The organism is Stenotrophomonas sp. GD04145 (assembly GCF_029835135.1).
Taxonomy (GTDB): Bacteria; Pseudomonadota; Gammaproteobacteria; order Xanthomonadales; family Xanthomonadaceae; genus Stenotrophomonas; species Stenotrophomonas maltophilia_P.
The window spans coordinates 1-12,819 of record NZ_JAODZG010000018.1 but is presented as its reverse complement, the minus strand read 5'-3'; the positions used below and the strand labels follow the sequence as shown (position 1 = coordinate 12,819).

Sequence of the window (12,819 nt, the reverse complement as noted above, 5' to 3'; positions counted from 1 at the left end):
CATGGGTAGGAAGGCATGGCGTGCGCGCGCGGCAGCGTGCGCACTGGGCATGGCGATCGCGCTGGCGCTGCCTGCCGCGGCGATGGCGGACGTACCACCGGCGGACGATGGGGACGCAGCCGCCCGCGCGCCTGGCATGGGCATGGTCACCTTCAACCTGCACCACGACCGCGAGGACTGGCCCAGCCGGCGTCGTACCATCCTGGCAGAACTCAAGCGCCTGCAACCTGATGCGATCGCGCTGCAGGAAGTGATCCAGCGGCGCAACGTGCGCAACCAGGCGCAATGGCTCGCCAGCCAGCTGGGCTACCGATACGTGTTCGTGTCCACCGATCCGGTCGGCGCGCCCAAGCGCTACGGCAACGCACTGTTGACGCGACAGCCGATCCTCGCCCAGGGCGAGCACCTGCTGCTGCCGCTGGACGACTACCGCACCGTGGCTCACCTGCGCATCGAGGTGGAGGGCCGGCCAGTCAACCTCTATGCAACCCATCTCAATGAGCGCAGCGATGAAAGTGGCAAGCGCATCCGGCGGACGCAGGTGGAAGATCTGCTGCGCTTCATCGCCGCAACGTCGGATGGCGCGCCGGTGGTGATCGCAGGTGACTTCAACGCGCTGGTCGATGCGGGTGACCTGAGCGAGCTGCGCAGCCACTATGGCGACAGCTATGGCAGCGTGCATGTGAACACCGACCTGGCGGCTGTCAGCACCCTCAACCGGCATTACTACCAGGCGCCCTCGCGGATCGATCACATCTTCTTCCAGCAGGACCAGCTGGTTGCGCGTGAGGCCAGGCTTCTGTTCGACCAGCCGGATGACAGCGGCCGCTGGGCTTCGGATCATTACGGCGTCTGGACGCGATTGCAGTTCGCGCCGAAACCCTGAAGAACGACACAGGGGCATATATCCCCGGTCGGCACGATACAGCCGGATGCACAAACAGAAACGGCGGGGATCATCGATCCCCGCCGTTCTGCTGTCACCCGATCAACGAGTGGTCAGTTGGCCGGCGGCGTGCGCTTGGCGGCCTCGTCGTCCTCTTCGTCAGCCTTGGCTTCGGCCGCCTGGGCGGCAGCATCGGCATGGCCATCCGCGACCGGGTCGAGGGTCGGCGTCACGACGGCATCGGCGACCGGCGCAGGGGCGTCCACCGGCGGGGCTTCCACGGCCACCGGTGCGACCGGGGCTTCGGCAACCACGACAGGCTCGACGACCGGCTTCACTTCAACCACCGGGGCCGCCTCAACAGCCACCGGCGCGGTTTCAGGCACGGGCGCTGCTTCAACAGCCTCCGGCTTCGACTCCACGACGGGTGCAGGCTCGACCACGACCGGCTTCACGTCCACCACAGGGGCCGCTTCGGCCACTACCGGCGTTGCTTCGATCACCGGTGCGGCGTCCGCCGACGGGGTTGCCGCCGCCACGGGCTGTGCGGGTGTCGCGGCGTCGATGGCGTCGAGCATGCTGGTCTGCACCGGCGATGGCGCCGGTTCTGCCTTGGCAGCGGTCTCGACCGGTGCCGGAGGCGCGGCGGTCACCGGCGCGGCGGCTTCAACCACGGCGCTGCTGACCACGGCGGCCGGTGCGGCGGCGACAGCGGCCGCAACGCGGGCCGGCTTCTCGCCTTCGACGATGGACGGCTCGGCGTCGTCATCGAAGTCGAACTCCGGCTGCGAGCGGGCGGGCTGGGTGGCTGCAACCGGTGCTGACCCGGCAGCGTGGTCGACACGCGGCTCGGCGCTGTCGGTGCTGTCGGCGTCATCGCCTTCGTCACCGTCATCCTGGTCTTCGCCCAGCGGATCGGTGCCGGCCGCATTCTCGGCGCCACCACGGCGGCGGCGACGGCCACCACGACGACCACGACGACGGCGGGTCGCGCCTTCGCCGGCCTGCTCGCCCGTGGTGTCGGCAGGTGCCTCTTCGCCCGTCACGGCAGCGGCGTCACCTTCAACGGCGGTGACAGGCGCGACTTCGGCCGGCGCCGCGGTTTCGACCGGCGGCTGTGCGACCACCGCCGCGACCGGCGCCGTAGCCTCCCGCGCGGTCACCGCAGCAGCGGTGACGGCACTGGCCGCCACCGCAGCGGACGCCGTCGCCGTGTCGGTCTGGGCTTCTGCGGCACCACGCTGCGGCTTCTCGGCCGGCTTGTCGCCGTCCTGCTGCGGACGCGGCTGCTTCGGCTGCTTGAGCTTCGGCTGCTGCTGCGGGTTCTGGCCCTGCTGCTCGTTGCGCGGCTTGTTCTGCTGCTGCGGCTGCTGGCCGTCCTTCTGCTTGCCCTGCGGCTGGCCGTTGCCGTTCGGGTTGCCATTGCCGCCCTGACGACCGTCCTTGCGCTGTTCGCCGCGATCCTTGCGGTTGCCGCCCTCCTTCTGCTGCTGCGCATTGCCGTTGCCGCGATTGTCGTCGCGACGGTCCTTGCGGTCCTTGTTGCGATCCTTGTTGCGCTCCCTGCGGCCACCGTCCTGCTGCGGCTGGCGGGCGGCCGGCGGCGCCGGGGCGGGTGCCGGCTCACCACCGAACACGCGCTTGATCCAACCGATCACGCCACCGCCGGTCGACGGGGCGGCGGGCGCAGCCACCACCGGCGCGGGTGCCGCTGCAGCCGGCTCCACTTCCTCACGCACCGGGGCGGGGGAGGTGTGCTTGACCTGGGTCACCACCGGCGGCGGGATGTTCAGCTGGCCCTTGGTGAGGGCGTGCACAGGCAGCTTGCGCGGAGTGCCACGCTGGTAGCTCGGACGGCTGCTTTCCTCGCCCAGTTCGTTCTCACGCAGGCGGGTGACCGTGTAGTGCGGGGTATGCAACTGCTCGTCGGCGACGATCACGATCGGCGCTTCATGGCGCTGTTCGATTTCGCGTAGCGCGCTGCGCTTCTCGTTCAGCAGGTAATTGGCGATCTCCACCGGCGCCTGCACCAGCACCTGCCCAGTGTTCTCCTTCATCGCGTGCTCTTCGGCCACGCGGATGATCGACAGCGACAGCGACTCGACGCTGCGCATGCGGCCGTGGCCATCACAGCGCGGGCAGACGATCTGGCTCGATTCGCCCAGGCTCGGGCGCAGGCGCTGGCGGCTCATTTCCAGCAGGCCGAAGCGCGAGATGCGGCCGACCTGAACACGTGCGCGGTCGTACTTCAGCGCGTTGGCCAGGCGGTTCTCGACCTCGCGCTGATGCTTGTTGGAGGACATGTCGATGAAGTCGATCACCACCAGGCCGCCCAGATCGCGCAGGCGCAGCTGGCGGGCCACTTCCTCGGCCGCTTCCAGATTGGTCTGGAAGGCGGTGTCCTCGATGTCGCTGCCCTTGGTTGCGCGCGAGGAGTTCACGTCGACGGCGGTCAGTGCTTCGGTCTGGTCGACCACGATCGAGCCGCCCGACGGCAGGCGCACGTTGCGCTCGTAGGCGCCTTCGATCTGCGATTCGATCTGGAAGCGGTTGAACAGCGGGATGTCGTCCTTGTAATGCTTGAGCTTGCGCAGGGTCTGCGGCATCACCTGCTGCATGAACTCCCTGGCGTGCTCGTACATCTCCTCGGTGTCCACCAGGATCTCGCCGATGTCGGCGCGCAGGTAGTCACGCAGGGCGCGCACGATCAGGCGCGATTCCTGGTAGATCAGGAACGGGGCCGGCTTGCTCAGCGCCGCCTCGGCGATCGCCCGCCAGACGCTGAGCAGGTAGTCCAGATCCCACTGCAGCTCTTCCGCATCGCGGCCGACGCCGGCGGTACGGATGATCACGCCCATGTCGTCGGGAATGTTCAGCTTGTCCAGTGCGTCCTTCAGGGCAGCCCGGTCTTCGCCCTCGATGCGGCGCGAGACGCCGCCGGCACTTGGCGAGTTCGGCATCAGCACCATGTAGCGGCCGGCCAGGGAGATGAACGTGGTCAGGGCGGCGCCCTTGTTGCCACGCTCTTCCTTGTCGACCTGGACCACCACTTCCTGGCCTTCCTTGAGCAGCTCGCGGATGCCGGCCTTGTTGTGGTCGACACCGGCCTGGAAGTAGTCGCGGGAGATTTCCTTCAGCGGCAGGAAGCCATGGCGGCCACCGCCATATTCGACGAAGGCGGCTTCCAGCGAGGGCTCGATGCGGAAGATCCGGCCCTTGTAGATGTTGGACTTCTTCTGTTCCTTCGACGGCTGCTCGATGTCGATGTCATACAACGACTGGCCATCCACGATGGCAACACGCAGCTCTTCAGCCTGCGTGGCGTTGATCAGCATTCGCTTCATTGTTGCGTTCCTCGCAAGCGGCTACCGCGCGGAACGCCATGGGGTTTCGCCTCTGGATACGGCTCGCCCCCCATTCGCGCAAGCGCGGGGAGGGGGGCTTGGGTTTCCAGCGCTACGACACCACGGCAGGCCGCGGGAGCGCTTCACTCATATGGTTTTTGGGGTGTTGCAGGGCCGCAGGCAGCTGTCAGCCAGGCTGGAGCGCCACGCGGGACATGTTCAGCACGGTTGCGTGTCAGGCATCCGGCGATGGCCGGGAAGGCCGGTGAGCCGCTAACATGGCCGCCCCGCGGGCGGTGGTCGCGCACTGTGCCGGATTCGTCGGAAGCTGGGCTTCTGGCCCTGAGTAACTTCCAACGAAATCAATCCCTTATCTCGCCCCCCGAGTGTAACAGAATAAACAGCCTGATGACCGCCCAAGACCCCACCAAGCCAGCTGGCGACAAGCCATCCGTGCGCATGATCACCGTTCCCGCCGACCGCGCCGGCCAGCGCCTGGATAATTTCCTGCTCGGCCAGCTGAAAGGCGCCCCGCGCAGTCTGGTCTACAAGCTGGTGCGCAGCGGGCAGGTGCGGGTCAATGGCGGCCGCGCCAAGGCCGAGCGCAAGCTGGAGGCGGGCGATGAGGTGCGGGTGCCGCCGGTCCGTCTCACCGAGGAGGGAGACAAGGCTGGTCCTCCCGAGTCGTTCATGCGCCGTCTGGAACAGGCCATCGTCTTCGAGGACGCACGGCTGCTGGCGCTGAACAAACCCTCGGGCGTGGCCAGTCATGGCGGCAGCGGGATCAGCTTCGGCGCCATCGAGACCCTGCGCGCCCTGCGCCCGGGCCAGACGCTGGAACTGGTGCACCGTCTCGACCGCGATACGTCGGGCCTGCTGGTGGTGGCCAAGAAGCGCTCGGCGCTGAGCGAGCTGCAGGCGCTGCTGCGTGAGGACCATGGCGCCGGCATCCGCAAGCGTTACCTGACCCTGCTGACCGGACGCATGCCCGACGGGGTGATGACGGTGGACGCGCCGCTGCACGTGGGCCTGCGCCAAGGCGGTGAGCGACATGTCCAGGTCAATGCGATCGGCAAGGAATCGATCAGCCATTTCCGCGTGCTGGAGCGGCGTGGGGGCCATTCCTATTGCGAGGTGCGCATCGAGACGGGCCGGACCCATCAGATCCGGGTGCACGCCCAGCATCTGGGGCATGCGGTGGCCGGTGACGACAAGTACGGCGATCCTGCGGTGAACAAGCGGCTTCGTGAGCAGATCGGCCTGAAGCGGTTGTTCCTGCACGCGGCCTCGCTGGAGTTCGCGCTGGACGACGGCAAGACCCCCTACGTGCTGAACGCTCCGCTGGCGGATGAGTTGGTCGAGGCGCTGGACCGCCTGCGCTGACGGCGGTTCGGCGGCGCCGGGTGCTTGGTCGGCACCGTCGCGTCCCTGCGATGAGTGGGCTTTTCACTTTCTTTGCTCGTGCAAAGAAAGTAACCAAAGAAACACGCGGCCATCCGCGAGCCGGCGCTGCGCTCCTCGGTCCGCCGAGGGGCGGACCTGACAGCCGCAGCGTAGAGCCATGCCCGCACGCAGCCCTTGTAGCGTCGAGCCACGCTCGACTCACGCGCGCAGCGCGGGCTTCGCTTTTTCATTCTTTCATCGCGCGGCTGGCACGCCTATAGCCTGTCAGAGCCCGGCCCAACCCCGGGATCTCGCTCCGCCAGCCGCGAGGGGGTTCAGCCCGTTGGCCGCAACCCGCTCACCACTTGAACAGCACCAGGCTGACCGCCAGCGTTCCCATGCCTGCCACCAGACCGTACACCGTTTCGTGACCCTTGGCGTAGCGCTTGGCCGCCGGCAGCAGTTCGTCCAGGGCCAGGAATACCATCACGCCGGCGATCAGGCCGAACACCCAGCCGAACGTGGCGTGCGACAGCGATCCGGACAGCAGCCAGTAGCCCAGCATGGCCCCCACCGGCTCGGCCAGGCCTGACAGCAGGCTGGCGCCGAACGCATAGAACTTGTTCTGGGTGGCGAAGTACACCGGGACCGCGATTGCGATGCCCTCGGGAATGTTGTGGATGGCGATGGCGAAGGCCAGCGGCATGCCCACCGACGGGCTTTCCAGCGTAGCGAAGAAGGTCGCCAGCCCTTCCGGGAAATTGTGTGCGGTGATCGCCACCGAGGTCAGCAGCGCGACCCGCTTCAGGTACTCGCGGCTGTTCTCGCGGAACGCAGGGTCCTGCTTGTCCAGGCTGTCGTGCGGATTGGGAATGAAGTGATCGATCAGCACGATAACGATCACACCGGCCAGGAACGCCAGCGTGCCGTAGGTGAAGCCGGTGCGCTCGCCATAGGCCAGGGCGAACGACGCGATGGACTTGTTGAGGATCTCCGACAGTGACACGTAGACCATCGCGCCGCCGGCGAAGGCCAGGCCGAACGCCAGCAGGCGCGGGTTGGGGCGGCGCGAGAACAGCACCAGCAGGCTGCCGATGGCGGTCGCCAGGCCGGCCGCGAGGGTGACCGCCAGCGCGATCCAGATGTTTTCGGGGGGGATCTGCAGCATGTACCGACGCGGTCCTGGTCAACAGACAACCGCCCCGGGCACTGCCGGGGCGGCAAGGGCGAGGCGGGCGTCGGCTGGCCTCGTCATGGTGTGCGGTCAGCCGCCGCGGCGCAGGCGCTCTTCCACCGCGAAACACTGGTCCGGCTTCGGCTGCGGCGGGTTGAAGCTGACCGGCACCTGGATGGTGGCGGGCACGGCCTGGCCATTGCGGGTGGCGGCCTTGAACTGCCAGCCCTGCACGGCATTCCTGGCCAGCTCATCCAGCTGCGGGTTGCCCGCGCCGCTCAGCAGGGTCACTTCGCTGGGCTTGCCGTCGGTGCCGATGGTCACCTTGAAGGTGCTGGTGCCGCCTGTACCGGTACAGGCCAGCTCGAGCGGGTACTGCGGTGGCGGCGTCTTCACCGCAGCCACCTCGGTCGGCGGCGGCACGGGCGGCGACGGCTCGGAGGCGCCACAGCCGGCGAGGCCGGTCACGGCGATCAGGGACAGGCTCAGCACTCGCACATTCATGGCAGTTGCTCCGTGAGGGCCGATGTCTTGGCCGCGCAGATGAAGTCGTTCTCGCTCAGGCCGCCGACGTCGTGGGTCGAATAGCGCACCACGGCGCGGTCGTAGTGCACGCCCAGGTCCGGGTGGTGATCCTCGTGGTGGGCGATCCAGGCCAGTGCATTCACAAAGGCCATGGTGGCGTAGTAGTCCTTGAAGCGGAAGGTGCGCAGCAGCGCCTGGCCGCCCTCGGCCAGTTCCCAGCCGGGAATCTGCGGCAGCAGCTCGGCCAGGCGGGCCTCGCCCAGCTTGTGGTCGCTGCCTTTGCGCGGCACGCAACGGGCCTGGGCCAGTGGAATCAGGTCGGCCATGGGAATCTCCACCTCGTGTTGACTGAACAATGCGCCGGACGGTGTATAAACCGAATGAGCGGTTGACACTTACTTGGCTAGAATAGCCTGATGATCCAGATCTCCGACACTGCCCAGACCCATTTCCGCAAGCTGATCGAACGCGAGGGCGCGCCCGGCATGGGCGTACGCCTGAGCGCGGTCGATCCCGGCACTCCGCGTGCCGATGCGCGGCTGGAATTCGCCGAACCCTCGGACCTGCACGGCGACGAGTGGGCCGTGGACTGCGACGGGTTCACCCTGTATGTCGACGCCGGCAGCGTCGGCTGGCTCGATGGCGCGGAGATCGACATCGTGGCCGGCGCGGCAGGTGCCCAACAGTTGACCATCAAGGCGCCGCGCATCAAGGGCGAAGCGCCCGGAGATGCCGCTTCGCTGGTCGAGCGTGTGCACTGGGTGGTGGAGAATGAAATCAATCCACAGCTCGCCTCCCATGGCGGCAAGGTCGCAGTGCAGGAAGTCTCGGCCGAGGGCGTGGTGCTGCTGCGTTTCGGTGGTGGCTGCCAGGGCTGTGGCATGGCCGATGTGACCCTCAAGCAGGGCATCGAAAAGACCTTGATGGGCCGGGTGCCCGGCGTGACCGCAGTGCGCGACGCGACCGACCACGACAGCGGCCACGCACCGTACATCCCGCGCGGCAACGCCGCCTGATCGCCGACGCGTGCCTCTGCCCAGAGCCGAGCAACTCATCGACCTGCTGCTGGCGCGCCAGCAGCAACCGATCATCCTGGAGAAGAACACGCGCCTGCCTTATGGCTGGGCGCTGTGGCTGCGCTCGCTGAGCCCGTTGCCACGCCCGTTCCATGCCCGCGAGGTGATCGCGGTGCTGCTGCCCAGGCCTCTGCCGGGACGCCCCGGGACGCTGCCGGCGCTGCCCCGCTGGCAGGCGCTGCGGCGCCTGTTGTGGCAGGACTGGGAGCCGGCGCCGCGTGACCAGCGCTGGATGCGCTGGACGTCGGCCGTGGCCAGTGCATTGCTGCACCTGCTGTTCTTCCTGCTGCTGCTGTGGGTGGCGGTGATCCGCACCTCGGTGCCCGCCGAGCAGGGATCCGACGGTGAGCGCGTGCAGATCGAGTTTGTCGGCCGCGCCAGCCAGGAGGGCGGAGGCGACCAGCCCGGCGCCGAATCGGCTGCAGCAGCTGCAGCCGGCCGCACGGCTGCAGGAGACGCGGCAGGATCGGCAACTGCGCCGCAGCCGCGACCGGTCGCGGCGCGCCCGCAGCCATCCCCTGCTGCGGCCCCCGCTGCCGCCAGTACGCCTCCGCAAGCCATGCCGACCGAGCCGGCCCCACCGGCCACGCCGCCGCCTTCGCCGGTCCAGGCGACCGACGTGGCGCAGGCCACGAGCGATTTCGTGGTGCCGCCGGTCAGCGTGCCGCGCACCGAAGTGAGCATCGTGCCGCGCGACACAACGCCCAGCGTACGCGAGCGCAGCGTGCAGCCGCTGGAGGCGCCGCCCACACCGCAAGCGCTGCGCACACCGGATGTGCAGGTGAGGGTGCCGCAGATCCGCCAGCCGCAGGTGCAGGAACGTGAGGTGGCCATCGTGGAGACACCCGTCGTGGCTCCGGCGGTGCGCGCAGCGGAAGTACCGATCCGCGTTCCGCAGCAGGATGTGCAGGTGCGCGAACGCGAAGTGCAGGCGGTTGTCGATCCGCAGGTGCGGATGGCGCCGATCGCAGGCCGTGAGCCTGCAGTACGGGCGCCCGCGGGCCGCGACGTGCAGGTGCGCGAACGTGAGGTGGCGTCTGCACCGGTCGCTTCGCCTGCGCCTTCCGGTGGCAGTGCCGCAACCTCCGCTCCCGCAGCCCAGGGCAGCGCGGCTGCGGTGAGCAGTCCCGCTGCGCGCCCATCAGCCGTCGCCACGACACCGGCACAGGCCGGTGCCCGCCCGACGCCGACCCCGGGCAACTGGGCTACGCCGGCCCGGGGCGACGACTGGGGGGCCTCGGATCGCACTCGTGATGGCGCCCGCAGCGGCGCCGCGCAGGCGAGCAGCGCGGGCCGGGGCAACGGCCTGTTCAACGCCGACGGCAGCGTGCGTGTACCGGGGCAGGACGGCCCCGGCAATGCGGAGCGTGGTGCTCCCGGGGGGGACAACGACGGCTGGAGCAAGGAACGCATCGCCCAGTCGGGGACATGGCTGAAGCGACCGCCCTACGACTACACGCCCACCTCGTTCGACAAATACTGGGTGCCGCAGGAGTCGCTGCTGGCCGAGTGGGTGCGCAAGGGCGTCAAGGCGATGGAGATTCCGCTTCCCGGCACCAGCACCCGGATTTCCTGCGTCATCTCCATTCTGCAGGCGGGTGGCGGCTGCGGCCTGACCGACCCGAACATGCAGGACCAGCCGGCCGTGGCCCGGCCGCCGCCGGATATCCCGTTCAAGAAGGAACTGCAGGAAGACAATGGGAGCCGCTAGCGGCTCCCATTGTCCACGCATGTTTCCTTATCCCCGCGCCGTTGGCGCGCCCCCTTTGAACAACAAGGGGGCTCTTCGCCGGAACCATTGCGGGCGGCCGGCCTTGGTCGGCGTCGCCCCTTTACTCGCTCTGTGACAGGAACACCCAGAACGGCACGTCGCGGCCGACCCAATCCCGGCTGGCTTCGTCCAGCACGTCGAGCAGGGTGTCGAAATCCTTGGCTGCGCCAGCGCGCAGCGCGTCGACATCCGCCAGGAACAGCGCATAACCGCTGGCCGGCAGCCACTGCAGGTCGCGAAGATTGTCCGACAGGGCATCCCAGTTGCCGCCGAAACCGGCCGGGAAGTCCAGCTGCGCGGACAGCCGCGCCAGCAGGGTGCGCTTGTCGGTCACGCCCTCCAGATCGATGCGGATCACCTTCAGGCCGGCATCGCGCATGGCAGCGGCAAGCGCGCCGATGTCCGCGCTGTCGATGGCATACACGCCGGCGTTGTTGATGTCGTGCAGGCCGAGGCCGAAATCATCGTGGCTCATCGAGCGTCTCCGGGGGATGGAACGGTGAAGCTGCGGAATGAGCCGTAATGGTCATCGGTGTAGTACCACGCCTCTGCTGGATCGCCGCCCGTGACGATGCGGCGTGCCCCCCGGTTGCCCGCACCGGGGGTGTCGACCGTGTACTCGCGGTAGTAGCCACGCGGCCGCTGCGGCAGGCGCTGCTCGCGGTTGCCGAAGGTGCTGCCATCCTGGCGGTGCGGGAAGGGCCCGCCCCGCTGGATCAGGGTGATGGTCTGGCGTGCTTCGGCGGGAAGGAAGGCGGGCAGGCCGTTGCGTGCGCCATCGCCGTGTGCCGGGGTGGGGGCAGTCCGGGTCGGGGCGCCCTGCAGGTCCGGCGCGAACTGCGGTGCCGGCGGCCGCTGCATGACGTGGTTGACGACCAGGCCGAGCAGCAGCAGGGCGATGGCAGTGATCAGCAGCCGGGGGTTGCGCATGGGCACGAACGGGTGAGGGTGGTGCATGCACTGTAGCGCCTGTGCGCTGCACGCTGCATGAGGAACCGCCGCGTCACCGCTGCGTAACAATTGCCGGCATGCTCACCGGCAGGACGCAATTTCCTTTACATCCCCCTTGGTAATCTAGCGGTCTGTCCCCATCATTCACCGCGCTACACCCGACACCGTCGGGTGCCCTCGCAATCAGGAGATGCATCATGGCCTATACCCTGCCCAAGCTGTCCTACGCCTACGACGCGCTGGAGCCGCATATCGACGCGGCGACGATGGAGATCCATCACACCAAGCATCACCAGACCTACATCAACAACGTCAACGCGGCGCTGGAAGGCACCGAGTACGCTGACCTGCCGGTGGAAGAGCTGGTGAAGAAGCTGAAGTCGCTGCCGGAGAACCTGCAGGGCCCGGTGCGCAACAACGGCGGTGGCCATGCCAACCACTCGCTGTTCTGGACGGTGATGGCGCCGAACGCGGGCGGCAACCCGGTGGGCGACGTGGCCAAGGCCATCGACAAGGACCTGGGCGGTTTCGACAAGTTCAAGGACGCCTTCACCAAGGCGGCGCTGACCCGCTTCGGCAGCGGCTGGGCATGGTTGAGCGTCACCCCCGACAAGAAGGTCGTGGTGGAAAGCACCGGCAACCAGGACAGCCCGCTGATGGAAGGCAACACGCCCATCCTCGGTCTGGACGTGTGGGAGCACGCGTACTACCTGAAGTACCAGAACCGTCGTCCGGAATACATCGGCGCGTTCTTCAACGTCATCGACTGGAACGAAGTCGAGCGCCGTTACCAGGACGCGATCGCCTGATCGCGTGACTGGATGACATGAGAAGGCCGGGGGAGACCCCGGCCTTTTTGTTTGCCAGCTTCTGGACGTCGGGCGGGACCTGGTGGGTGCCGACCTTGGTCGGCACGGGCGATGGTGCGAGCGCGGTGGGAATGTGCCGACCAAGGTCGGCACCCACCGGAGCCAAGGGCGGGCCTATTCCGCGGTGGCCGTATCGCCCTGCAGGCGCAGGGTGGCCATCATCCCCAGGCGCAGTCCAGGCAGCTCGCCGTCGGCCGGCAGCAGGATGGGCTGCTGGCGGATGCCACCGAAATGCTTGACCTGGAACAGCACATCCAGGCCGTGACCGCTGGCGCCGCTGGCACCGGAAGCTGACGCTTCCGCCCGGCCGCCCGGGCTGCGCCGGGCCGGCTGGAAGCCCGGCGTAGCGCGCACCAGTTCCACCGTGCCGGCGGAAAAATCGCCTGCGATCACACTGGGCAGGCCTTCTGCGGTCGCGCTGATCCAGGCCATGAGATCGCTGGTCTGGTGCTGGCGGGCCGCCGCTTCATCCGGCTCCGGGCGCAGGCGGGTCACGTAGACATTGACCAGGGCCTCGCCCAGCCGCAGCCGCATCATGCCCGCCGCGCTGAACGTACCGGGCGGGTGCAGCAGGGTCACGCCATCCTCGCTGACCGGCAGCCGCGTCAGCATCGCATTGCCGTGCCGCAGCGGCTGGCTGGGCGGATCGGCCGTGACGAAGTCGCAGCTGTAGCGCAGCCGGTTGGCCAGCCAGCAGGCCGGGTTGCGCCCCTGCTGCTGCCGCACCTGCTGCACCGAGATGACGTCCGGCTGCAGCTCGGTCAACAGCTGCGCCACCTGTTCGCGGCGTTGCTTCCACTGCGCATCGTCCCGCCCGGGCAGTTCCAGGGCCGCCACGGT

12 protein-coding genes are annotated in these 12,819 nt (G+C 68.3%); 5 read left to right on the top strand and 7 right to left on the bottom strand.

Translation table 11 applies throughout. From position 1 onward, the window contains the following. Position 1 precedes the first annotated feature (1 nt). Positions 2-886, top strand: a complete 885-nt coding sequence (locus N7367_RS10990) for an endonuclease/exonuclease/phosphatase family protein (protein WP_053516893.1) — start codon at positions 2-4, stop codon at positions 884-886. A gap of 113 nt (positions 887-999) precedes the next feature. On the opposite strand, the gene rne is transcribed toward N7367_RS10990, so the two are convergent. Next, complete coding sequence (rne, locus tag N7367_RS10985) at positions 1,000-4,230, bottom strand: ribonuclease E (protein WP_279942384.1); 3,231 nt, start codon at positions 4,228-4,230, stop codon at positions 1,000-1,002. Between the two features lie 408 nt (positions 4,231-4,638). Here rne and N7367_RS10980 point away from each other — a divergent pair, with 408 nt between their 5' ends. Further along, positions 4,639-5,613 (top strand): RluA family pseudouridine synthase, encoded by a 975-nt coding sequence (locus N7367_RS10980; protein ID WP_065181953.1) that lies wholly within the window; start codon positions 4,639-4,641, stop codon positions 5,611-5,613. A 358-nt stretch (positions 5,614-5,971) separates the two neighbouring features. Here the strand turns inward: N7367_RS10980 and zupT are convergent, their stop codons facing one another. From zupT to N7367_RS10965, 3 genes are all read right to left on the bottom strand, one after another. Continuing rightward, positions 5,972-6,781 (bottom strand): zinc transporter ZupT, encoded by an 810-nt coding sequence (zupT, locus tag N7367_RS10975; protein ID WP_053516897.1) that lies wholly within the window; start codon positions 6,779-6,781, stop codon positions 5,972-5,974. Positions 6,782-6,877: 96 nt separating this feature from the next. Then, on the bottom strand, positions 6,878-7,291 hold the full coding sequence (locus N7367_RS10970; protein ID WP_053516898.1) for an energy transducer TonB: 414 nt from the start codon (positions 7,289-7,291) through the stop codon (positions 6,878-6,880). Next, a complete protein-coding gene (locus tag N7367_RS10965) occupies positions 7,288-7,638 on the bottom strand; it encodes a 4a-hydroxytetrahydrobiopterin dehydratase (RefSeq protein WP_053516899.1) in 351 nt (116 codons plus the stop codon). Before N7367_RS10965 ends, N7367_RS10970 begins: the two co-directional genes overlap by 4 nt. A 90-nt stretch (positions 7,639-7,728) precedes the next feature. Between N7367_RS10965 and N7367_RS10960 the strand changes: the two genes are divergently transcribed. Next, positions 7,729-8,328: an NfuA family Fe-S biogenesis protein gene (locus N7367_RS10960; RefSeq protein ID WP_053516900.1), complete on the top strand. Its 600-nt coding sequence runs from the start codon at positions 7,729-7,731 to the stop codon at positions 8,326-8,328. Between the two features lie 10 nt (positions 8,329-8,338). Continuing rightward, positions 8,339-10,099 carry a hypothetical protein gene (locus N7367_RS10955; RefSeq protein ID WP_279942383.1) on the top strand — a complete coding sequence of 587 codons (1,761 nt, stop codon included), beginning with the start codon at positions 8,339-8,341 and terminating at the stop codon, positions 10,097-10,099. Positions 10,100-10,220: 121 nt separating this feature from the next. On the opposite strand, the gene N7367_RS10950 is transcribed toward N7367_RS10955, so the two are convergent. Beyond that, positions 10,221-10,634 (bottom strand): barstar family protein, encoded by a 414-nt coding sequence (locus tag N7367_RS10950; RefSeq protein ID WP_065175478.1) that lies wholly within the window; start codon positions 10,632-10,634, stop codon positions 10,221-10,223. Continuing rightward, positions 10,631-11,089, bottom strand: coding sequence for a ribonuclease domain-containing protein (locus tag N7367_RS10945; protein ID WP_180875611.1), 459 nt, complete (start codon positions 11,087-11,089; stop codon positions 10,631-10,633). Before N7367_RS10945 ends, N7367_RS10950 begins: the two co-directional genes overlap by 4 nt. Before the next feature lie 218 nt (positions 11,090-11,307). Here N7367_RS10945 and N7367_RS10940 point away from each other — a divergent pair, with 218 nt between their 5' ends. Next, positions 11,308-11,919 (top strand): superoxide dismutase, encoded by a 612-nt coding sequence (locus N7367_RS10940; RefSeq protein WP_049458515.1) that lies wholly within the window; start codon positions 11,308-11,310, stop codon positions 11,917-11,919. Between the two features lie 174 nt (positions 11,920-12,093). On the opposite strand, the gene N7367_RS10935 is transcribed toward N7367_RS10940, so the two are convergent. Beyond that, on the bottom strand, positions 12,094-12,819 hold a 726-nt coding region (locus N7367_RS10935), incomplete at its 5' end, for an endonuclease/exonuclease/phosphatase family protein (protein WP_279942382.1).